This is a genomic window from Roseivirga spongicola (genome assembly GCF_001592965.1).
Lineage (GTDB): Bacteria > Bacteroidota > Bacteroidia > Cytophagales > Cyclobacteriaceae > Roseivirga > Roseivirga spongicola.
On the sequence record NZ_LRPC01000001.1, the window covers coordinates 1,189,504 to 1,212,426 of the forward strand.

The following is a 22,923-nucleotide window of genomic DNA, read 5'->3' on the forward strand; positions in this document are numbered from 1 at the left end:
AAGTCTAAAATAAGCAATAAACGTTGAAATCAGCTAGTCATAACTGTTTTCAATACTTCTAAGGATTTGATTTCCTTCAGTGTATCTGTGTGTGTTCGATAAAACTTAATGATATGATCCAATACATCGCGTCTGAAAGTATTCGGGATTGAAATATTGGCTCCAATGTTTTCATTCATTAATCGGTCTAATAAAGCCAATTCATTTTCTACCAAACTATAATGAAAACCGGCTTCTTCTAGTTGATAAATCAGGTCTTTACCATTCTCAGGGCCAAAGCCTAAGAAATTAGTAGACTTGAGTAAGAGCTGTAGGTGGAAGTTGTTGAAACGTTCTTCCTGATGATCGAAATAGATGAAAGATTGCTCTATAAACTGGTAAAGTGGTTCGTTTTCAGACTCATTCCGTAAGACTTTGCTAAACACTTCCATCAAGAAAATACCAATGGCTCTTTTAGTTGGGTCGAAGGGAATAGACGCGTAGCTTACTGAGAACTTAGCTTCTGAAATTCGCTGAATATCTTTCTCTGGCTTATGATAAACCACCATATCTAGCAGCGAAAGAGGTTGATACAAAGCAGTCTTACCTTTGGCTTTTTTACTGCGAACTCCATTGACAATGTATGACTGCATGCCGAATTTTCGCGTGAAAATTCTAGCAATAATTGAGGTCTCACTGTATTTAATGGTACCTAAAACGATGCCTTGAGTATGATGCAGCATTAGATGATAACAATTTTCGCTACATATGTTTCGAGCCCATCTTGGCTAGCACTGAAAACCAGATAAACTCCTGATTTTACTCTTGCGTTATTCAAGTCTCTTCCGTTCCAGATGGCAGTGCTGCCATTGGCTCTCACCTCTTTCACTAGTTTGCCAGAAACATCTGTGATTTTAAGCTGAGCATTATTCACTAAGCCTTCAATTACAATTTGGCCAGTATAGCTTGGTGCTACTGGGTTAGGGTAGACTTTCACGTTTTGGTGCTCATCTGTACCAATTGTGGCATCACTTCTAAAGCTGATGGCTCCTTTGTCTGTGGTAATCAATACTTCACCAGAAACAGGTTCTATGGCAAGAGAAAGAATATTATTTGATGGTAGAGGACTATTGTTGATGGTGAAATGATAGATCAGTTCTTCACCGGTTTCAGAAAAAAGCCAAATGCCATTACTTTTTGTACCGAACCACTTTCTGTTGGCTGGATCTATTCCAATGTCCGTTATGTATTCGTTTCTCAGTAGTAGTCGATTTTCAAAAATTGGTACCGATGCTGTCAATGAGCCGCCTTCAAGTATGCCATACGGGTTAGTGAAAAAGGCTATGCCTTGGCTTGTAGCTACCCAGACAAAAAAGTCTTGGTCTAGCTCAATATCTGTGACTACATTGCTAGGAAGCCCACCTTGTCCACCATTCAAGTTTAAGTATCTCTCGCGGTTGGAGGTTTCGTTGTAAACAACAATTCCACCACCCTCATTGGGATCAACCGAAAGCCATTTATCTCCGTTTGGGCCAATGAAAATATCGGTTGTGTATCTGGCAAAAGGATGACTAGGGCTTTGATTTTCCCAGCTGTTGTTGCTTGGGTCGAAGGAAAACACATTACTTTCTCTATCGTAGAAGCTAGCCCAAATCAGTCCTTCTTCGTCTGTCGTAATAGATGATAGATTATAGCTGCTATTGATTGAGACAGGCCCTGAATTTGAAGAGATAAGAGCCTCTGAATTCCCTGCCAGATTGGTCTTGAAAAGCCCTTGATCGTAGGAAGCAAGGTAGATTTCATCGTTCAATTGAACTAAGTCGATGATCTGACCAATCGGTTCACCTGTTGTAGAAGGTTTGATGTTCAGCCAATTTCTGTCTTCGTGGTTATATAAACTGAAGCTGTTTTCTTCATTTAAATCTGAGAAGGTTGATGTGTTTAAATAGATTTTGCTGCCAAATAATTCAGCATTGTAGGAAAGGTCGGATGTTGGACCATCCAAAGTGTAGATTCCAGTTTCTGAAGCACCTTTAATAAGTCGTTGCAGAGACAAACCATCTGTAGCAACCCATATAAATGAACCATCATTTAAGACATGATTGATTCTTGTTCCATCTCCTTCAGTGTTGTAGATACTTTCTAGAGATGATTCAGTCAGGTTCAGTACTTGCGTTTCCGAACTCACTAGAACTTCGTTGCCTAAACTTTCCAAGTGTGTTATGGGTGAAGAAAGGTTCTGATAAAATATCCAGTTCCCATTTTCGCGTTTGAAAAGGTCACTATCACTTGCTGCGAAAAAGCCAAAATTAGTTTGTATAATATTCGAGAAGGCTAAGCCAGGTAAGCTTCTTTCCCAATTATTAAAGTCTTGTCGATTGATGTTAGAAGCTAAACTAGCAGCCAAAAGACCATCGGCCGTAGCAGCAAAAATGCTATCATTATATATCAGCACCTGATTGATGGAAAGAGGCTTTCCTTCTTGGCCAAGGTTTTGATATGCCTCAGTAATTTCATCTCGGTCAATATTGTAGACAACTACACCAAGGTCTCCTGCAAAGTAGATGTCACGGCTATTATTAGTGATAGATCTAAACTGTTTGGATTGGGTAGTTTCGAAGTCTTTAACGGTGCTCAGGTTTTTAATTTCTGAGTCTGAAACAAAGTCTATATTACCATTTTGATAGCCAATAATGAGTGTTTCACCGTCAGGCATCAGGCCTAATGCGCCCACACTCACGTCATTTAGGTCATTGATTTTTGTGAGTTTGCTCAAGCTACCTTCTGCTCTGTCTATGGCAAAAATGGTATTTTCTGTAGCAGCGTACAGGCTTGAATTGCCTTTTACAATGCTTTTTACGTCAGTATAACTAAAGTTCGATCGCCAACCGAGAACGGGTGTGTTTTGTGCTTTAACATGCTGAAAGCACAAAATGAGAATTACCCAAAGTGTAAAGAAGCTACTTTTTCTCACTCGCTTTTTTCTGCTTTTCTTTCTCTCTTTGGCCCTCGTAAAAGTATTTTCTGTTCCTCGCCTGATAGATGTCTTGTTCACCCAATTCAACCGTTTTTTCACTATCGGTTAACTTGAAAGAGAACGAAGCTAAAGAACCACTTACAGCACAAATGGCGTGTAGTTTGGTCACAAACTCAGCGATAGCAAGCAGGTAAGGCATTGGGCCGAAAGGTTTTCCGTTGGCGTCCATGTCTAAGCCAGCAACAATTACACGTTTTCCATTATTGGCCAGTTTTCTACATACGTCTACCACCTCTTCGTCAAAGAATTGCGCCTCATCTACTCCAATTACATCGCTATCTCCGGCTAATAGTAGAATATCTGACGCAAACTGAACGGGCGTAGATCTGATAGCTGTCTTATTATGAGACACCACATCTTCATCGTCATAACGCGTATCTACTGCAGGCTTAAAAATTTCCACTTTTTGCTTAGCAATAGTGGCTCGTCTCAGCCTCCTGATTAGCTCTTCGGTTTTACCTGAAAACATACAGCCACAGATTACCTCAATGCTGCCTGTGGTGTGTTCGCCAGGAATGTTACTTTGTGGTTCAAGAAACATACTAATCAGTATAGGTTATATGTGGAAACTTATTGGTATCGGCTACACTAACTTCGATATCATCTTGAAGCGTGTTTTGACAGGCCAATCGCTCATTTTCCTTTAATCTACCTAAATCGAGGAACTTTTGCTCATTCTCACTTGGCTCTCCAAACTGTTCTAGTCCTTTATGAATCACCAGTTTACAGGTGGTGCATCTTCCTTTGGCTCCACAAGCAAACATCCAGTCTATCTGATTGTCTTGAATAATCTTAAGAATTGAATCGTTACTAGATGGAACATCAATGAGTGTATTATTCAAATTTCGGATCAGGATTTTGGGCATTATGCTTAATTTAACTTTGAAAAACTGCCATACATGCTTTATCAACTAAAACAGTCTCAAATACCTACAGTAAGCCAGAAAATTGGCGAAACCATTTGTGATAAAACCTTTCAAAATTATATAAAAATAGATGGCGAACATCTGATTTCATTGACCAATTCACGACAAGTGAATTCGTTTATCATCAGATCACTTTTTAACCAATGGAGAAAGGAAGTGGAAAGGCTTGAAAGCCCGTATTTTGACTTTAAGCATGAGAAGGTTCAAGAGGCACTGAAAAACTTTATGAATGTACTTTCTAACCACATTAGTATTGATAGGCATCACTTACAACCCATACTAAGCCAAGCGGTATCGGATACCATTTTAATAGCTTTTGAACCAAGAGCGTATCTGGAAGCGGTTTTGGATAGGTCTGCTAAGCCTCAAGATTTCAAGCTGCAGTTTAAATACATTAAGAATAACAGAGAGTTGTTTAAACAGCTGGTAGAACAGATTGGTGATTTCGATACCAAGGCAAGCATACTTCAGGCTTTTGATGGGCTAGCTCATGTTCAACGCGAAGAGATTGATCCGAAAGTATTTTTGGAAAAACTCAATTCATCAAGCTTATTGGAGGAGCTCTTTGAGGTGAAGGAACTACCTAAGCCAGAGCCTGCTCCAGAACCAGTGCTGGAAGAAAAGCGGGCAGAGGCACCTGCGCCCACTCCAATTAGGGAGGAGGTTCAACCTAAAGAAGAAAAGCATTCAGCCACTTTAAACGATAAATTCGAAGGTGCACCTAAAGGGCAAACCTTGGCAGAAAGACTTCAGCGCAAGGTGAATAAATCTATTGAGTCTAGTCTGACTTTAAACGAGAAATTCATGTTTCAGAATAACCTATTCAATGGTGACAATGCTAGAATGAAACAGGCCTTTGCTGCCATAGATCAAGCACAAGACTTACAAGATGCACTCAACAAGGCCAATACTTTCAACGATGGCTGGGATATGGATAGTGAGGAGGTAGAGGCGTTTATGGGAGTGTTAGAGCGTAGGTTTGTGTAGGGTAGTTTCAGTTGGTAAGAATTGAGTTCCTAGCTATAGACTATGGATAGGTTTTCTGTTGGAATAGTCGATTGAAAGAATTTAAGTTGGCTTTCGAACATATAGCCACTGGCAATCATTTCTAGTAGGAATTCTTCACTTTGGATAATGAGTGTCATTTGATCAATGTGGTATTCAGAAAGATGCAGTCTAAAGTAGCGCGCTTTCCTGAGGGGAAATCCTAGTTTTAATAGCCATGACATAGGAGAATACCAACTTGGATTGACGGTTTCATTTCCTTTAATGACTATAAGTTTTGCTATGGAATCGAATCTTATAGGAATGTTTTCTATGCTGCTGGATAAATATGCTTTTAGTAGAATTCCGTGTTCATATTTTTGAAATGAGCATTTAGAGTTCTCTTTAAGTTTTGTGTTTTCTGTAGGGCTTTCAAGTTTCTTCAAAAAGAATGAGGTGCTCCCCAGGGTAGTTTTTGACTTGAAATCAAATTTAATCGGCTTCCCTAGAATTTTCTCAATTTCAAAATCTGTTAATATTTGCCTCTTGGATTTAGACATTTTCCTAGTGTCTTGAAAGCACCTGTGCTCTATGCATGTCAATCTTCAGTAAAACGAAGAGCATAATAGTAAACGACCAAAGTGATGAGCCTCCATAACTAAAGAAGGGCAATGGAATACCAACTACTGGAAAAAGACCAATAGTCATGGCAATGTTAATGGTGAAATGGAAAAATATTATGGCGGCAACAGAATAGCCGTAGAACCTAGCAAACTTAGACTTCTGCCTCTCAGCAATAAATACTAAACGCATTACTAGGGTGATAAAAAGAATAATCACCACCGCACTACCTAACCATCCATGCTCTTCGGCTAAGGTAGAGAAGATAAAGTCTGTACTTTGTTCTGGTACGTAACCAAACTTGGTTTGGGTACCTTCTAAAAAGCCTTTGCCAGTAAAACCCCCAGATCCAATGGCAATTTTGGATTGCTCTAGGTTCCATCCTTCATTCATTGGATCGACCAATTCTGGTCTGAATATGGCTTCTACACGCTTTCTTTGATACTCGGCCACAACCTCATTGAGTAGAAAGTCCGTAGCCAACACAAACCCAGTTACACCTATGGCTATAAGAGCGATTGGAATAATCCTTTTGGGCTTTTTTAGTTGCATGGTGGCCGCAATCACAGTAACCGCTCCAATTCCAATCAATATATAGTTCTGTGGTACTAACAAGGTGAGTACAAACAATACACTAACAATAAGGGCTAAGATTAGGTAGATAGAGGGAAAGCCCTCTCTGTACATAGGTATGATCAGAGAAGAAAAAATGATAACGGAACCGAAGTCTGGTTGTAGCATAATTAGGCCAATGGGGAGCCCAATAATTAGCAATGCTTTAAGTTGTGAACTTAGGTCGGTAAGTTTTACTCCTGTGCCAGATACAAACCTAGCTAGTATTAGGGCCGTGGCCATTTTAGTAAACTCAGCAGGTTGAAAGCGAAATGCTCCAACCTCGAACCAGGCCTTAGCACCGTTTACCTCTTTACCGAAAATCAATACCCCGGCCAGCAAGAGTATCATTAGTCCATAGAAAAGGGGAGCAAAAGACTCATATATCCTAAAATCTAAAAGAAGTATGACCAGAATAGGAACCAAGGCAACTCCAATAAAAATGAGTTGTCTACCACTATTCAGGGTCATATCAAGAATGCTCTGGTTGGCTACGGGGTCATATACGGAAGCAAATATGTTGAACCAGCCCAGCGCAACTAGTATAAAGTATATAAAGACTACGAGCCAGTCTAAGTCAGTAAAAAATCCGCCCTCTCTTCTCAATTCTCTTGCTGTAACCCTATTAGGTACTTTTTATTCAGGATGTAATCTTCTCTTTTGGCCCAGGTTTCTTTGATGTAGCCTCTCAAGTATTTCTCAATAATTAAACTAGCGGTAACGCCCGAAGCTCCTCCGCCCCAGCCTGCATTTTCAGTATATACCGCTATGGCAATTTTAGGATCATCTGCAGGTGCAAATGCCATAAATACAGAGTGATCTAATGTTTCATCTTTTTTGCCGTTTTCTGCTGTTCCAGTTTTACCCGCTATTGGGATATCTGGTATCAGAGCTCTGCCTGCAGTTCTTTTAACCGCGCGCACCATACCGTCAATTATAGCGGGATAGTATTCATCTCCTTTGCCAGTATAATGTTTTTCAAATTGAAGAGGCTTCTGTACGCCATTCTCTTCAATAGCCTTAACTAGGTGTGGGGTAATATAATAGCCTTTATTAGCAATTATGGCGGCTAGGTTAGCCACTTGAAGTGGTGTAACTTCCAGTTCTCCTTGGCCAATTGAAAGGGAGTAGATAGTTGGGTAAGCCCACCTTCTTTCGCCATGCATCCGATTATACATGTTTACATCGGGTACAGTTCCTCCAACCTCTCCTTTGATGTCTATCCCTAATGGAGAACCAAAACCAAATCGTTTAACAGCAGCTGTCCATTTTTCTAGACCAATTGGAGTGTCAGTGAATATGCTGTTGCCAACTCCCTGATTAACTGTTCTGCGCATTACTTCCCAGAAGTAGTTGTTAGAGGAGTGTTCTATACCTCTAGCAACATCATACATACCAGCAGGGGCATGGTCTCCTAACCTGCCTAATGTAACCTTTATAGGCTCATAAGCATCTATAACACCCTCATCTAAAGCAATAAGGGCTTGAACAGTCTTGAATATTGACCCTGGAGGATATTTGGCCTGAATTGCTCTGTTAAATAGAGGGGCGGTAGTATCGTTCTTTATCTGCTGAAAGTACTTTCCAAAGTTCTTACCAGAAAGCAAGTTTGGATCGTATGAAGGTGCCGAGACCATTACCAAAATCTCGCCTGTTTTTGGATCTATAGCTACTACACTGCCTCGGCTACCAGCCATTAGTTTTTCAGCATAGGCTTGAAGCTCTAAGTCAATGGTAGTTATAAGGTTCTTGCCTGGGGTTGAAGCCGTATCGAGTTCACCGTTTTTGAAGTTGCCTTTTTCTATGCCATTTACATTAACAACCTTTCGGCTTACACCACGCTCTCCACGTAGTTCTTTTTCATAGTACTGTTCTAAACCAGTAAGTCCTTTATAGTCTCCAGATTTGTAGTAATTGGTAGTGTCTAATTCCAAATCGCGCGGGCTTACTTCGCCTATATAACCTACCTCATTAGCCAATATTGGCTTAGTATATCTTCTTACGGTTCTTGGGTTGGCATAAAAGCCGTTGAATTGATAAAGATTATCCTGAATTTCAGCATACTTCTGATGAGAGAGTTTTTTGAGAAAAGCCGAAGGTTTAACAGGAGAGTAGGCTCTCGCCTTCTTCATGTTGGCTAGAAAATCTTCTTTGGTAATATCGAAAAGCCTGCAAAACTCGGCAGTGTCAGCAACATGCACATCTCTGGGCACTACCATTATATCATAAATAGGCTCGTTATAGACTATCAGCTTTTCATTTCTATCGTACATTAACCCACGAAAAGGGTACTCAACAATTGTGTGTACAATATTGCGTTCAGCTTTCATCTGATAGGTTTTATCTACCACTTGAAGAGCGAACAGTTTAACCAAGAATACTACTCCAATCAGAATAAAAAGACCCTGAATTATGTATCTTCTATTTTCAAGCATGTATCAGTTAGATTTTGGATAAAAAAGATACTGCGTAAAGACCACAAATACCAATGTTATAACGCTGGAAACCAATGCTTTTGTTATAGTGTGCCAGAAGAATTGTGCAGATCCGGCTTCAACAAAAAATACAATGCAACAATAGGCAAAAATGAGTGGAGCTGCATAGCCTAAAAACCATGAAATACCGTAGCTACCAATGGTAGAAAGCTCATTACTTTCATAGCCACTTCTCGGAACCACAATTTTCATCCAGGTAGGTCTAATAAACATGATGAATACCGCTGCAGAAGCGTGAATTCCCAATGTTTGATAGAACAGGTCTACAATTATGGCACAAATAAGCCCAAAGACCATTGCTGTGGTAAAGCCAGAGTCTACCGGAAAGCTCAATAAAAAGAGTAGGTAAATAAAGGGAAAACCAACCTGTAGAAATACAAAGTTTCTGAATACCAGAACTTGAAGACTCATTAGGAGCACAAAGCTGATAACCAGAAAAACGATGTGTTTGCTCATTAGAATAGTTGCGGGTTTGAGTTAATTAGAGAGTCTAGTTCGGGCTTCTCATTGTTTTTGATCACATATACAAAAGATAGGCTTCCGAATTCCACGCTTAAATCTATTTCTATATTGAGATAGGTATTGTTTTTATCAGGTTCACTGCTCCTTACAGTACCTATCATTATTTCTTTAGGGAAAATAGAGTTGAAACTAGAAGTTACAATTGTGTCGCCCACTTCAATTCTAACATCTGGGGTAAGGTAAAGCAGTTTAGCTACTTGCGGGTTTACACCTTCCCACAGTACCGTACCCATTCTTTCCGTTATTTTATGCTTAGCAGAGATTGGGTTTCTAGTATTCAGTAATGATATTCCTTGAGCAAAATCTCCTCTTACATCTCTAATCTTTCCTACCACACCCAAAGAGTTAATTACCCCCATGCCAGGTTCTATACCATCGTTAGAACCCTTGTTAATCATGAAGAAGTTATTAGCATTTCTGATGCTATTTCTAACAATCTCTGCCGGAATTAGCTCATAACTTAAGCTATCAGTAGAGTCACTGGCTATTGATAGTTGGGTTAAGCTATCGAAAGGTATAGCCCTATTTGAAAGCAAAAGAGATTTTAATCTAGCGTTTTCTTGAGCTAGTTCTTCATTGACCTTCTTAAGGCTAAAGTATTCGGTAATATTAGCGGTTGTCTGATTTACAGATCCAACTACACCCGCAGTGGTTTTAGTGAAACTACTTCGCTGATAATCATTATGTCGAACAATGAGCCAAATACAAAAGAACTCAAGGAGCAAGAAGGTAAAGAATGCCCTAAATCGATATAGGAATGAAAGTAGCTGACCCATTCATTCAGATTATGTCATTAACACTGCTCTGTATGAATTGATGTTTTTCAAGGCTTCACCTGTACCTCTAACAACTGCTCTTAACGGATCGTCTGCAATGTGAATAGGTAACTTGGTTTTCAGAGCCAAACGCTTATCAAGACCTTTCAACATAGCACCACCACCTGTAAGGTAAATACCTCTGTCATAGATGTCGGCAGAAAGTTCTGGCGGTGAAATCTCCAAGGCTTTCAACACGGCCTCCTCGATTTTAGAAACCGATTTGTCTAGTGCGAAGGCAATTTCTGAGTAAGAGATCTTGATCACCTTTGGAATTCCAGTCATCAAGTCACGACCTCTGATTTCGTAATCTTCAGGAGCATCTTCTAGCTCAGTGAGTGCCGAACCAATGGCTATTTTTACTTTTTCAGCAGAACGCTCACCAATTAGGAGGTTGTGCTGTCTTCTCATGTAATCGAGAATATCTTTGGTGAAGGTATCACCTGCAACACGGATAGACTGATCACACACAATACCGCTCAAAGCGATTACGGCAATCTCAGTAGTACCACCCCCAATATCAACGATCATTGAACCAACTGGCTCATCGATCTTAATTCCAGTACCAATAGCCGCAGCAATTGGCTCATAAATCATGTAAACTTCTTTGGCGTTGGCATGCTCTGCTGAGTCACGAACGGCACGTTTTTCAACTTCAGTAATGCCAGAAGGAATACAGATAACCATTCTATGAGAAGAAGGCATAAAGCTTCTTTTCTTCAGGTCGATCATTTTGATCATCCCTTTGATCATCATTTCGGCAGCTTCGAAATCCGCAATTACACCATCCTTCAGTGGCCTGATAGTTTTGATGTTATCATGCGTTTTTTCGTGCATGTTCATGGCCTCTTTACCAATGGCCAAAACCTTGTTAGAATTCTTATCTATAGCAATGATAGACGGCTCGTCTACCACAATTTTGTCTCTATGAATAATCAGCGTATTGGCCGTTCCAAGGTCAATGGCTATATCGCTGGTTAGAAAATCGAAAAAACCCATTTGAGTCGGTCTCCTTGTCGTTTAAATAATTTGACTAATGTAATGATTCGTAAAAAGCCAGCCTAATCAAAATTAGTGTTTAAAATGTCTGGTGCCGGTAAATACCATAGCCATGTCATTTTCATCGCAGTAGTTAATAGAAAGCTCATCCTTAATAGAGCCTCCTGGTTGAATTACTGCTTCGATTCCCTCACCATGTGCAATTTCTACACAGTCTGGGAAAGGGAAGAAAGCATCTGAAGCCATTACCGCTCCCTTCAACTCAAAGTTGAAAGATTTGGCTTTTTCAATGGCCTGCTTCAAAGCATCAACCCTTGAAGTTTGTCCAACTCCACTGGCTAACATTTGATTTTCGGTGGCCAGAATAATAGTATTAGACTTGGTGTGCTTACAAACCTTAGAGGCAAAAACCAAGGCTCTCTTCTGAGCATCAGTCACCTCTTTTTTAGTTACGGTTTTGAAATCCGCAGCTTGGTCGGTCACCAAATCTCTATCCTGCACAATTACACCGTTCAATAAGCTTTTATATTGCTTCTTGGCCGATAAATTTTGCTTTTTAACGAGTAAAATTCTGTTCTTTTTCCCCTTCAACAATTCTAGCGCATCAGCATCGAAACTTGGAGCGATTAGCACTTCGAAGAAAAGCTTATTTAACTCTTCTGCAGCGGCCATGTTAATGGCTTGATTCGAAACTAAAACTCCTCCAAAAGCACTCACCGTATCAGCAGCGAAAGCTTTTAAATAAGCGTCTTTCACGTCTGAACCAATCGCTACTCCGCAAGCATTAGTATGCTTCAAAATAGCGAATGCATTTTCGGAAGCATCGAATTCCTCGATCAAACAAACCGCAGCATCAATATCTACCAAATTGTTATATGAAAGTTCTTTTCCGTTCAGTTGGTCGAAAAGCTCATCCATTGGACCATAGAAGTGACCTTCTTGGTGTGGGTTTTCGCCATATCTCAATTGCTTGCCTTGTCTCTCACTTACTTTGAACTTCGTCAATCCTTCTTCTTCATTGAAGTAGTTGAAGATTGCAGAGTCGTAGTGAGAAGAAATGTCGAATGCCTCAGCAGCAAACTTCCTTCTATCGGCAAGGTCAGTTGAACCGTTTTTCTCTTTTAGTAATAATTCAACTGCGCTGTACTGCTCACGAGAAGAAACGATAAGTACATCTTTGAAATTCTTAGCTGCTGCTCTGATTAGAGAGATTCCTCCGATATCGATTTTTTCAATGATATCTTGCTCAGGAGCTCCTGAAGCTACAGTTTCTTCGAACGGATAAAGATCTACAATCACCAAGTCGATTGAAGGAATTTCGAATTCCTTGGCCTGACCAAGGTCACCATCATTGTCGCGTCTGTGCAAAATTCCACCAAAAACTTTAGGGTGAAGGGTTTTTACTCTTCCACCAAAAATAGATGGGTAGCTTGTTAGGTCTTCTACTGGAACCACTTCTGCTCCTTGTTCTTCGATGAATTTTTGAGTTCCACCGGTTGAGTAAATGGTTACTCCATTGGCTTTTAAAAGCTCAATGATTGGAGCAAGATTGTCTTTGTAGAATACTGAAATTAAAGCGGATTGGATTTTTACCTGCGACATGTCCGAGGGGGATTTAATAAGTCGCAAAACTAGGGATTTTATATGGATTTGAGAACTTCTTGCTCAACCACTTTCGGATAATTTTTGTGTTCTAGCTTGAGTACTTTAGTCGCAATATCTTCGGCTGAATCTGTCGGTTCTAGCTGACACTTTTCCTGAAAAATGATTTTGCCCTCATCGTAATGCTCATTCACGAAGTGGATAGTCAAACCAGACTCCGTTTCTCCAGCCGCTTTTACTGCCTTGTGTACATTCGAACCGTACATTCCCTGACCTCCGAACTTAGGTAGAAGAGCAGGGTGGATATTGAAGATTTTATCACTGAATTCCTTAACTAGCTTTTCAGGAATGAGTAGCATAAAGCCCGCCAGCACAATAAAGTCGACTTCTTCCTCCTTCAGAATTTTGATGATTTGCTCACCCGTTTCCCAATAAGTTCGATTGTAAACATGATGCTGAATTCCAAAACGATCAGCTCTTTCTATCACTCCTGCAGACTTGTTATTGGTGAAAACAGAGACAATCTCAATCTGCGGATGATTTTTAAAGTGTTCGAAAAACTTTTCGGCATTGGAACCGCTGCCTGAAGCAAAAATTGAGAGTCGTTTTTTGGTCATATCCAGATCATGCTGAGCACTCCAAGCAACATAATTATTTTGCAATAGGTGCTGAGGTTATGAAATTGTTTCACGGTGTCTGCACGTTGAACACCGAAGCCCAAAAGTAGCAAAGTAATTCCGAGAATAACTGGTAAGAGCACTGACATGTTCCAAAGTAGGATGACCACTGTAATTTCAAAGGCGACCATAATTGCATAAATGACCCACTTAGTTTTGGCTACCCCCATAACAATCGGGATGGTTTTACAACCGAACCGAGCATCGCCTTTCATGTCTTCAGTATCCTTAATAATTTCTCTGACTAACGTAATGTACGCAGCGAAAATAGCATAGCAAGCTATGATGTAAGCTCTTTCATGAAAGTACTCGGCCACTAATATCAGAGTTGTGCCCGTAAGAATAGCCACTACGAAATTGCCAATAAAGGCGAGTCTTTTGAGTTGGTTGGAATATAGCCAAAGCATAAATGCGGCTCCGAACATTATTATACCGATTGGTATAGAAATGTAGAAGCCAATGGCAATTGCTGTAATGTTTAGAGCTGTATGCCCGAGAATTACCCATCGCCTTCGAAGCTCTTTGCCTACCACAACCCGGTCGGGTTTGTTGACGAAGTCTATTTTTATATCGTAATAATCGTTGATTAGGTAACCGGCACTGGTAATCATAACAGTTGCAGAAACCATCAGGAAGAAGTTAGTGTCTCTTAGAATTTCAGACCAATCTCCGTTTGTGCTTAATAAAAATAGGGCAGTAACATACTGTGTGAGCCCAACCATAAATAGGTTGATAGCTCTTATGAGCTTCAGGTAGTTGTAAATGAATGACGGTCGTAGAATCTTAGCGACTTGCATTGCGCTTGTTTACGCAGCAAAGATATTTCAGTTGGCGTAGTAATCGATAATATGTTGTGAGATAAGTCGATAAATTTCAGCCAATTCGGGATCGCTTTTCAACGAATCGAACTGCAAATCGAGTGTTTTGAGGTCTTCACGAATAGCAGGGCCAGTTTGTGCTCTCTCTGGGCCAATCTCGAAAGACTTATTAAGTGTCTCAACAATTAGAGGTTTTAGAAGCTCAAAGTCCATTTCCTGATTTTGCAAAATACTCTGAGCCACGGTGAACATGTGGTTGGTGAAGTTGCAGGCAAATACAGCCGCCAAATGAATAGCTTTCCTTTGCTGACTAGAAATCTCTTGAGTTTTAGAGCTGATGGAGTCGCCAAGCGCTCGGAGTGCGTCTAAGATAAATCGATTCTCGGCCTCAATACAAATCGGAATGTTTTCAAAATCGACTTTCTTTCCTTTACTAAATGTCTGAAGTGGGTAGAAAACCCCAATATTTTCAGTGGGAGCATAGCCAAGAACCTTCAAAGGTTTCGAGCCTGAAGTGTGACAGAGTATAGCATTTTCAGGTAGGCTTAAGCTTGAAGCAACTTCTTCTATCGAGTCATCAGATATCGCAAGAATGAAGATATCAGCGTTGATTTCAGAGAGGTTCAGAGAGCTTCCGGTAGATGCATTGAAGTAGTCTAAACCGAATTGCTTGGCTTTCTGGGCATCGCGATTGTAGATATGAGCGATGATGTGCCCAGCATTTTCTAAGGCTCTAGCTAGGTGCCAGGCTACATTTCCAGTTCCTAAAATTGCTATTCGATGAGTCACGGGGCTAAGTTATCTATTTTTAACCCACGGTTTAAACCGTGGGTTATCTAATCTATGCCTTCGCTGCTACAAGGATTGCCTCAACCAGTCTATCTAAATCATATTTGGTAGTGTAAACATGAGGTGTAACTCTTGGCCCGTTGACCTTCTCGTATTTCACTGGGCTGGTATGTACTTTATGTGTGTTGAAAAGAGAGTTGTGTACTGGGCCTGCATCTTGACCATCGATTCCAAAATTGAAAAGAGCCCCACTAAACTGTGGTTTGGTGGAGGTGTAGAATCTCACTTTGTCCACATCTTTTACCTGATCTACCCAATACTGTTTGAGATATTTGAGGCGTGCCTCTTTTCGAGCCGACCCGATGGCCTGATGAAAGTCTATGGCTGAACCAATAGCTTGTTCTATGGCGAAAGAGCGGGTTCCAATATTTTCAAACTTGCGGATATTATCTTCTTGTCCTTCTGGTGCTCCTAGTAGTGGCCATACGTCTTTGATCTTGTTCTTGTTTATGTATAGAAGTCCGGTTCCGAAGGGTGCGCAAAGCCATTTGTGAAGGCTAGTTCCAAAGAAATCGCAACCAAGATCACTGATTTTGAAGTCGAGATGGGCGAAGGAGTGGGCACCATCGACAATAGAATAAAGGTTATTCTCTCTGGCTAAGTCGCAGAGGCCTTTAACCGGCATAATGTGCCCAGTCCAGTTGATGATATGAGTGATGTGCAACACTTTGGTTTTTGAAGTAATTGCCTCTCTGTATTTTCGAATCACCTCTTCATCACTTTCAATAGGGATTTCGAAGTCCAGCCACTTCAACACTATTCCATCTCTTTGTTCGCGCTGTTTCCAGGCGTTCATCATATTTGGGTAGTCATATTTAGTGAGAATTACTTCATCGCCAGCTTTCAGGTTCAACCCAAAAATGACCGTATTAATCGCTTCTGTGGTATTTCTGTTAATGGCCAATTCATCAGCTTCAGTTCCGGCCAGGTGAGCCAGTTTCGCCCGAAGAGGTTCTCTTCCCTGGTCAAGAATTCGCCACATATAATAGGAAGGAGCCTCGTTGCAATAGGTATAAAAACGATTGGCAGCATCTTGAACTACCTTAGGTTGTGGGCTCACTCCACCATTATTCAGATTAATGATTGAGCTTGATGTGGTATAGGCTTGCTGAATCCTTTTCCAAAGCTCTTCGTCTTGAGCAGCATCTTCTGGTGATAAAGTATTTAAGTGCAGAAGTGCATCCGAGATATCTTCAGCCAAAGACTTCTGAAAAAATGAGGATAATGATAAAGTTCCTGCGGTGAGGAACGACTTCCTAAAAAATGATCTTCTGTTGCTCATGAATCCCTATTTGAATCATTCAAAATAGGGAAAATTGAAAGGAAGATGAAATGCTATTATTTAGGCTTGAATCTCCTTGTTTAACCCTAAAGGGAACAAAGAGCTTTTCAAGTTTCACACCCTTTAGTCCCGACTGTTATCTGGAGGGGTTAAAGAAACTTGAAAACAATATTATTATGCCAACCCTTTGTCACGCATTTTCATGAATTCAATGTAGCGTCTTCTAGTGGCTACAATGAACCCGAAAATCATGATGATTGTACCAATCCACAGAATGTTGATTTGTGGCTTTTCAATGGCTTGAAGAATGATCCAATCCTTTTGGGTAGTTTCAATTCCTAATTCAACCGAACCATCTTCGGGGTTAATGTTTTCTAATGTAATTCTTGAAGCAATTTCCTGATTCAATTCAGCTGGTCTTGCCAAGTTATTGTCCTTTATCACAAACTTAGGTTCCAACAATAGCTTTTGGTTGTCTTCAATTAGCACCTCAATATTTGCCTGAACTGCAGCATCGTTTGGTCCAACATCCACAAAGTTTACACTCGGAATTCTTTCCAAGCCTTTGAAATTGGCCACGTAATCATTGATAAAGAATCTTTCGCCAGGCATTACTTTGATAATTTCCTTCTCACTCCATTCGGTAAATTCATCATCAAAATCGGCTTCTAGCTGAACGAATGTATAAACATCCCTATTCCAGTATTTCTTAATTGACGGAGACTGTACTCTTCCACCCATATTCTCATTCTGTTGAATTCTAGGGTAAAGGGTGAACTTTTTGCCTGAGCTTAAAGAAGTGTATTCAATTTCGTGATAGGTGTTTTCTGGCACTCTGAAATACAATGTATCTCCGGCTTCTGCGTATTGTTTGCCTTCAGAAGAAATATTGACTCTAGTGATTTTATAGTGAGGGTCTTCCGTATCGTCAAGGTGAGATTTTTTGACGTAACCAGGAATTCCTTCGGCTTTCATTCCTTCGCTTTTATAAAGAAGAGAGTAGCCAGCCATAGGTTTCGGGTCATTCAGAAAAAGAACCACATTATCTGAATTCTGTTCTTCTGTAAATTCTCTACTAATTATGGTGGTGTTTTTTGAAATCACCTGTGAATAACCTTCTGAGAACATGATTCCAACGAGCATCATGGCAATACCAATATGAGCAATTGACCCGCCAGTAAGCTTGTAGCTTCCCGACTTTACCAAGTCTATCATTATTTTAAAGTTGGAAACCACAGAATACATTCCGGCAACCAACACGACAATATAAACTGGGTTATAAATGTCTTCTAGCACAAACACTAAGGCAGAGAGCATCAAAGAAATAAGAATAGGGAAGGTAATGGCGTTTTTCAGCTTGTCTTTGTCCATTTTCTTCCAGAAGAAGAATTGCCCTGTTCCGGAAAGTAATGCAATGCCTATACCGAACCAAACCTGCCATTTAGAGTAGAACTCGACCTGATTTGTTGGTGGAGCCAAGCTTGAATAGCCTCCAAATAGTTCAACTATTTTATTGATAACTGGGAATGAGGTCGGAATCAATACCTGAAAAGACATCAGACAAAGCACCAATGCTCCTATGAATATCCAAAACTCTCTAGAATATGCCGTTGCCTCTTGTTCGGACGTAGGTAGTTCTTTCCAAACTCTTGCGGCAATAAATATCGATGCAATTATGAAGAAGAAAAGGTAAATCAATAACTGTCCTGATAAGCCGAGATCTGTGAATGAGTGTACGGAAGTATCTCCAAGAATTCCACTTCTGGTCAGGAAGGTTGCATATAAAATCAATATGAAAGTGGAAATAACTAGTACTATAGATGTCTTGAGGGCGGTGTCATTCTTTTTGAAAATGATCATGGTGTGCATACTGGCAATCAATATTAACCAAGGAATGTAGACTGCATTTTCTACAGGGTCCCAATTCCAGTATCCGCCAAAGTTGAGGGTTTCATAGGCCCAATAGGCCCCCATAATAATGGCAGTTCCTAAGATTACTCCACCGAAGATTGTCCATGGCAAGGCTGGGCGGATCCAATCTTTAAAGTCTCTTCTCCAAAGGCCAGCAATACAGAAAGAGAAAGGAATAAGGGTTAAGGCGAAGCCCAAGAAAGTCATTGGCGGGTGAATCACCATCCAATAGTTCTGAAGTAGTGGATTTAAACCAGTTCCATCTTCTGGAATGAAGTTCGGGTTGATTAGGAAAACAGGGTCACTAACAACATCTCTCAACAGTAAGAATGGCGATGAACCTAATTTGAAGTCTCCGATTACCACACCTAAGATCATGGAGGCTAAGAAAGCCTGAACAGCGGCAAATACTGTCATTACTGGAGCCTCCCATTTCTTATTGGTTTTAATAAGAACGAAACCTAAAAGAGCATTCCAAACAGACCAAATCAAAAAACTCCCCTCTTGTCCTTCCCAAAAACAAGCAATCATGTAATGAACAGGTAGGTCTTTAGAGGCATGAGACCAAGCATAATGGTACTCGAAGTAGTTATTATATATGATCAGGAATAGTGTAACTGCTGTGCCCAGAACAGCGGTTCCGTGAATCCAGAAGGAATAACGACCAAACTTCAGCCATGAGTTATCGCTAAGATTGTCTGTAGAAGCAGCTTTACCATAGGCAAAAGCAGCTACTATAGAAGCAACAAACGAAATGATAACCAGTAAATGACCGATATTACCAAAAGCGGTGTGAACAGTAGTAGCTAAGATCAAGAGCTAGGAATTAAGTTTCAGCAAATTAAAGAGAGGTCTCTTCGTATTTCGAAGGGCATTTTAGAAGAACCTTATCTGCAACAAATCTGTCGCTTTTGTATCCTCCAATAACCACTACCTTATCCGACTTCAATAAGTCTGTAGGCATAGGTTGATTTAAATAAACCTTTTGTTCTTTATTGTTTTCATCAACTAGAACAAACTCAACAGAAAGCATGTCTTGGCTTGGTTGTAAGCCAACCACTTCTCCAAGCGCATTTTTCTTCAATTCACCCACTACGTGAATCGATTCGTCACTCCCTTTTGTAGCCAGAGCATAGGCTTCATCGAAGTTGGCATAAGAACTTGCGCTACTCGATGTTGAAATGATAATTGCTACAGCAATGGCAATAACAACTAGACCAATTATACTTGACTTTTTCATCTCCTCCTCAATTTCTAATTATGGGTAAAATTACAACACAAACCTCTAAGAATTAACCTTTTCGGTGAAAACCTCCCTTTCGATTTTGGAGATTTTGCGGTCTACAACTATAGTGTAACCAATAAGTCCGATAAAGACGGTCATTACTACAGCAACTACTACGTAAATCTTTCCATTAGAACGCATACTATCGGCCATTTCAACAGAAGTATTGCCGTAGTCTTTGTCCGTAATAGAGTAGGCTCCATCTTGAGCAAAAGCACTCAAAGACAAGAACAAAAGAAATATGATTAGATACTTTTTCATCGATTTAATCTTCTAAGGCCGTTTTAATTTTTCTGATGCGTACACGAAGTGAAACTAGCCATGTGCCCAAGAGTGCCCAGCCAATTATTGCGGGGTAGAATATCATTCTTAGTCTGCTGTCTAAGTCATAGGCATTAAAGCCTGGATTTCCACCATTTCCAGGATGAAGCGAACTGTCCGTCATCCTTGGTAAAATGAATAATAGAGGGATTAACGCAGCAAACGCAAATACGTTGTATATGGCACTTACTCGTGCTTTTTGTTGCTGATCTTCTAGCGAATTTCTTAATACCAGATATGCTAAATAGATGAGCAGAGCAATGGCTGAGCTATTTTGTTTTGGATCGCCACTCCATGGTTCACCCCAAGTGAAATTTGCCCAAATGGCTCCTGTAGTTATTCCTAAGATTCCGAATAGCACACCAGCATTGGCAAATTCTACGGAATAATGATCGTGCTCAATTTTGTTAGATCGTAGATACTTAATGGCATAAACAACCGAAACAGTTAGAAGAATGATCATGCCGAACCACATAGTCACATGGAAATGCAGATTTCGGATAGTTTCGTTTAGGATTGCAAGTCTGGGAACTTCAAACAAAAGTGCACCGAGTATAACATAAACGAGGAGCACTACACAGAGGATTTTCCACCACCTTTTCTTCATGGTCAACTACCTTTGACTTATGAGCGCCAAAGATAGGGGAATAACAGGTAGGAAACCGCAATAATAATGGCATTTATGCCTACCAGTGTGCCAATCTGATCTAAATACTGAGAGCGATCTATCCCGTCTAATGCGTTTCTAGAACATTTGATGATGACAAGCAGCATTGGTATCATTACCGGAAAACTAAGCACAGCAATGAGTGTGCTACTATTTGGAGCTTTTGAGGCTATTCCAGAAAGCATAGTCAGGGCAGATGCGAGACCAGTTGATGCAAGAATTACTGTTAGGAGAAACATTGGTTTATCTTCAATAGGGTTACCCATTACAACGCTGTAAAAGAAGTATCCAACCAATGTTAAACCTATCATCAATAATGAGTAGTAGATAATCTTAGAGATGATGATCTGTTCTGGCTTGGCAAGGGTGTAATAGTAAAGTAGTCTACCATTCGCTTCCTGAATAAAGCTCTTAGCAACCGAATTGACTCCTGCAAAAAGTATGATGATCCAGAAAAGAGCATTCCAAGTTAATCCTTGAATGGCTCCTACTTTTACATTGAAGCTCATGTAGCACACAAATATGGTTGAGGCTAAATACAGTAGCATACCGTTAAGAGCATACTTCTGTCGCCATTCGGAGCGAAATTCTTTAGATATGAGACTTAAAATCTGATTCATTTTTCTTGGTGAGTGCAAATATATATTATGTTTGCAAATTCAAATAGTCTACAAAAATGGTGGGCAATATAGGTAGATTTATTCAGGCTACTAGTTCTTATGGCTCAGATATTTATTAATTAGGTTTGTAATTTAAAACCTGAATATGGCTGATAGTAGAGTTCGACACCTAGCAAAGACGGTTACATGGAGAATTGTTGGGACAATTGACACTATGATATTGGCCTGGATAATTTCAGGTAGCCCAATAACTGGACTTAAAATTGGAGCCGCAGAGGTAGTGACTAAGATGGTTTTGTACTATCTGCATGAAAGGGTCTGGTATAAAGTTAATTTTGGCCTAGATAGAAGAAAAGAAAGAAGAAATAGATTAAAAAGGGCCGAATCGGTTTCTGAAAATATTATTCGCCAGAACTTTAAGGTTGATAGAACGAAGAGACAAAACCTTCTTAATCAAAGGCCTTTGTTAGTGTGGTTTACAGGTCTTTCCGGAAGTGGAAAATCAACGTTGTCTAATCTGCTTGAAGTAGAGCTACACGAGTCTGGCTATAAGACTTATGCATTAGATGGAGATAATATAAGACAGGGCTTGTGCAATGATTTGGCATTCACTGAAGAAGATAGAGTGGAAAATATTAGAAGAATTGGAGAGGTAGCAAGGTTGTTCTTAGATTCTGGAGTGATTGTTCTGAATTCGTTTGTATCTCCTTTTGAGAAAGATAGAGAAGCAGTAAGAAATTTAGTGGGGTCCGACAACTTTATTGAGGTCTTTGTTGATTGCCCTCTTGAAGTTTGTGAGGCACGAGATGTGAAAGGGCTATACAAAAAAGCTAGGGAGGGAAAAATAAGGAACTTTACTGGCATAACCTCTCCATTTGAAGTTCCGCAAAAACCTGATGTTATTATAAAGTCGGCAGAAGAGGATCCAAAAGATTCATTGCACAAATTGTTAAGTATAGTAGAACCAAAAATCTCAATAAGACAAAATGTCTAAGTATAACTTGACACACCTTAAAGAGCTAGAGGCTGAAGCGATCTATGTGATCCGCGAGGTGTTTGCCCAGTTCGAAAAACCCGGAATTTTATTTTCTGGAGGTAAGGATTCAATAGTAGTAACCCATTTGGCTAGGAAGGCTTTTTGGCCGGCAAAAATTCCGTTCCCTCTAGTTCATATCGACACGGGTCATAACTTTCCTGAAACGATCGAATTCCGAAATAATTTGGCTGAAAAGTTGGGGGCAGAGTTGATTGCACCATCCGTTCAAGATTCAATCGATAAAGGTCGAGTGAAAGAAGAAACGGGAAAAGATGCCTCAAGAAACTGGCTTCAGATTACAACTTTGCTAGATGCTATTGAAGAACATCAGTTCGATGCCTTAATGGGGGGCGCCAGACGGGATGAAGAGAAGGCCAGAGCTAAAGAGCGTTTCTTTTCGCATAGAGACGACTTTGGACAATGGGATCCGAAAAATCAGCGCCCTGAGCTCTGGAACCTGTATAACGGGAAAAAGAGTTTCGGAGAGCATTTTAGAGTTTTCCCTATTTCTAACTGGACAGAAATGGATGTTTGGCAATATATTTTGGCCGAAAACATCGATATACCATCTCTTTATATTGCACATCAAAGAGATGTGATTTGGAGAAATAACTCCTGGCTTCCAATGTCTGAATTCATTCAACTAAGAGAAGGTGAAGAAGTTATTAACAAACAAGTTCGTTTTAGAACCTTGGGCGACATTACTATCACGGGTGGTGTTGAATCGGGTGCTGATACAATTGAGAAGATAATAGGTGAAGTGGCTGCTGCGCGCCAAACAGAGCGTGGCAACAGAGCAGATGATAAACGCTCTGAAACCTCAATGGAAGACAGAAAAAAGGAGGGTTATTTCTAATGGAAAAAT

At 40.2% G+C, this 22,923-nt stretch carries 23 protein-coding genes; 3 read left to right on the top strand and 20 right to left on the bottom strand.

Annotated features, from left to right (window positions below; genetic code table 11):
- Window positions 1–29 precede the first annotated feature (29 nt).
- From recO to AWW68_RS05165, 4 genes are read right to left on the bottom strand one after another with little or no spacing between them, the layout of a single operon-like run.
- Entirely contained in the window at window positions 30–722 is a 693-nt protein-coding gene (recO, locus tag AWW68_RS05150) for a DNA repair protein RecO (RefSeq protein WP_068217326.1), read from the bottom strand.
- Entirely contained in the window at window positions 722–2,953 is a 2,232-nt protein-coding gene (gene porZ, locus AWW68_RS05155; protein ID WP_157717532.1) for a type IX secretion system anionic LPS delivery protein PorZ, read from the bottom strand. Before porZ ends, recO begins: the two co-directional genes overlap by 1 nt.
- Window positions 2,940–3,557, bottom strand: a complete 618-nt coding sequence (locus AWW68_RS05160) for a thymidine kinase (RefSeq protein ID WP_068217332.1) — start codon at window positions 3,555–3,557, stop codon at window positions 2,940–2,942. The genes porZ and AWW68_RS05160 overlap by 14 nt, the downstream gene beginning before the upstream one ends.
- A 1-nt stretch (window position 3,558) precedes the next feature.
- The gene (locus AWW68_RS05165) at window positions 3,559–3,882 is read right to left on the bottom strand and encodes a 2Fe-2S iron-sulfur cluster-binding protein (RefSeq protein WP_068217335.1); all 324 of its coding nucleotides are present in this window, start codon (window positions 3,880–3,882) and stop codon (window positions 3,559–3,561) included.
- A 33-nt stretch (window positions 3,883–3,915) separates the two neighbouring features.
- Here AWW68_RS05165 and AWW68_RS05170 point away from each other — a divergent pair, with 33 nt between their 5' ends.
- Window positions 3,916–4,929: a hypothetical protein gene (locus AWW68_RS05170; protein WP_068217338.1), complete on the top strand. Its 1,014-nt coding sequence runs from the start codon at window positions 3,916–3,918 to the stop codon at window positions 4,927–4,929.
- Between the two features lie 29 nt (window positions 4,930–4,958).
- Here the strand turns inward: AWW68_RS05170 and AWW68_RS05175 are convergent, their stop codons facing one another.
- The 16 genes from AWW68_RS05175 to AWW68_RS05250 all read right to left on the bottom strand — a co-directional run bounded on the left by AWW68_RS05175 (window position 4,959) and on the right by AWW68_RS05250 (window position 21,022).
- Window positions 4,959–5,486 carry a hypothetical protein gene (locus tag AWW68_RS05175; RefSeq protein WP_068217341.1) on the bottom strand — a complete coding sequence of 176 codons (528 nt, stop codon included), beginning with the start codon at window positions 5,484–5,486 and terminating at the stop codon, window positions 4,959–4,961.
- Between the two features lie 4 nt (window positions 5,487–5,490).
- Window positions 5,491–6,765, bottom strand: a complete 1,275-nt coding sequence (gene rodA, locus AWW68_RS05180) for a rod shape-determining protein RodA (RefSeq protein ID WP_068217344.1) — start codon at window positions 6,763–6,765, stop codon at window positions 5,491–5,493.
- Entirely contained in the window at window positions 6,762–8,594 is a 1,833-nt protein-coding gene (gene mrdA / locus AWW68_RS05185) for a penicillin-binding protein 2 (RefSeq protein WP_068217347.1), read from the bottom strand. Before mrdA ends, rodA begins: the two co-directional genes overlap by 4 nt.
- A gap of 3 nt (window positions 8,595–8,597) precedes the next feature.
- Window positions 8,598–9,110 carry a Rod shape-determining protein MreD gene (locus tag AWW68_RS05190; protein ID WP_157717533.1) on the bottom strand — a complete coding sequence of 171 codons (513 nt, stop codon included), beginning with the start codon at window positions 9,108–9,110 and terminating at the stop codon, window positions 8,598–8,600.
- Window positions 9,110–9,952, bottom strand: a complete 843-nt coding sequence (gene mreC, locus AWW68_RS05195; RefSeq protein ID WP_068217354.1) for a rod shape-determining protein MreC — start codon at window positions 9,950–9,952, stop codon at window positions 9,110–9,112. Before mreC ends, AWW68_RS05190 begins: the two co-directional genes overlap by 1 nt.
- 9 nt (window positions 9,953–9,961) lie before the next feature.
- Window positions 9,962–10,990: a rod shape-determining protein gene (locus AWW68_RS05200; protein WP_068217357.1), complete on the bottom strand. Its 1,029-nt coding sequence runs from the start codon at window positions 10,988–10,990 to the stop codon at window positions 9,962–9,964.
- Window positions 10,991–11,062: 72 nt separating this feature from the next.
- Window positions 11,063–12,592: a bifunctional phosphoribosylaminoimidazolecarboxamide formyltransferase/IMP cyclohydrolase gene (gene purH, locus AWW68_RS05205; protein ID WP_068217360.1), complete on the bottom strand. Its 1,530-nt coding sequence runs from the start codon at window positions 12,590–12,592 to the stop codon at window positions 11,063–11,065.
- Between the two features lie 38 nt (window positions 12,593–12,630).
- Window positions 12,631–13,209 carry a phosphoribosylglycinamide formyltransferase gene (purN, locus tag AWW68_RS05210; protein ID WP_068217362.1) on the bottom strand — a complete coding sequence of 193 codons (579 nt, stop codon included), beginning with the start codon at window positions 13,207–13,209 and terminating at the stop codon, window positions 12,631–12,633.
- Entirely contained in the window at window positions 13,206–14,066 is an 861-nt protein-coding gene (locus AWW68_RS05215; RefSeq protein WP_068217365.1) for a geranylgeranylglycerol-phosphate geranylgeranyltransferase, read from the bottom strand. The genes purN and AWW68_RS05215 overlap by 4 nt, the downstream gene beginning before the upstream one ends.
- A 27-nt stretch (window positions 14,067–14,093) precedes the next feature.
- The gene (locus AWW68_RS05220; protein ID WP_068217368.1) at window positions 14,094–14,876 is read right to left on the bottom strand and encodes a Rossmann-like and DUF2520 domain-containing protein; all 783 of its coding nucleotides are present in this window, start codon (window positions 14,874–14,876) and stop codon (window positions 14,094–14,096) included.
- A gap of 52 nt (window positions 14,877–14,928) precedes the next feature.
- Window positions 14,929–16,218, bottom strand: a complete 1,290-nt coding sequence (locus tag AWW68_RS05225) for an aminotransferase class V-fold PLP-dependent enzyme (protein ID WP_068217371.1) — start codon at window positions 16,216–16,218, stop codon at window positions 14,929–14,931.
- A gap of 174 nt (window positions 16,219–16,392) precedes the next feature.
- Window positions 16,393–18,945: a cytochrome c biogenesis protein CcsA gene (gene ccsA / locus AWW68_RS05230; protein WP_245660209.1), complete on the bottom strand. Its 2,553-nt coding sequence runs from the start codon at window positions 18,943–18,945 to the stop codon at window positions 16,393–16,395.
- 25 nt (window positions 18,946–18,970) lie between these two features.
- Window positions 18,971–19,369: a cytochrome c maturation protein CcmE domain-containing protein gene (locus tag AWW68_RS05235; RefSeq protein ID WP_068217374.1), complete on the bottom strand. Its 399-nt coding sequence runs from the start codon at window positions 19,367–19,369 to the stop codon at window positions 18,971–18,973.
- A gap of 45 nt (window positions 19,370–19,414) precedes the next feature.
- Window positions 19,415–19,675: a CcmD family protein gene (locus AWW68_RS05240; protein ID WP_068217376.1), complete on the bottom strand. Its 261-nt coding sequence runs from the start codon at window positions 19,673–19,675 to the stop codon at window positions 19,415–19,417.
- 4 nt (window positions 19,676–19,679) lie between these two features.
- Window positions 19,680–20,342, bottom strand: a complete 663-nt coding sequence (ccsA, locus tag AWW68_RS05245; protein ID WP_068217379.1) for a cytochrome c biogenesis protein CcsA — start codon at window positions 20,340–20,342, stop codon at window positions 19,680–19,682.
- A gap of 17 nt (window positions 20,343–20,359) precedes the next feature.
- On the bottom strand, window positions 20,360–21,022 hold the full coding sequence (locus tag AWW68_RS05250; protein ID WP_185101202.1) for a heme exporter protein CcmB: 663 nt from the start codon (window positions 21,020–21,022) through the stop codon (window positions 20,360–20,362).
- A gap of 145 nt (window positions 21,023–21,167) precedes the next feature.
- On the opposite strand from AWW68_RS05250, the gene cysC reads away from it, so the two are divergent.
- Window positions 21,168–22,016 (top strand): adenylyl-sulfate kinase, encoded by an 849-nt coding sequence (cysC, locus tag AWW68_RS05255; RefSeq protein WP_084375576.1) that lies wholly within the window; start codon window positions 21,168–21,170, stop codon window positions 22,014–22,016.
- Window positions 22,009–22,914 carry a sulfate adenylyltransferase subunit CysD gene (gene cysD / locus AWW68_RS05260; protein WP_068217382.1) on the top strand — a complete coding sequence of 302 codons (906 nt, stop codon included), beginning with the start codon at window positions 22,009–22,011 and terminating at the stop codon, window positions 22,912–22,914. The genes cysC and cysD overlap by 8 nt, the downstream gene beginning before the upstream one ends.
- Window positions 22,915–22,923: the final 9 nt, after the last annotated feature.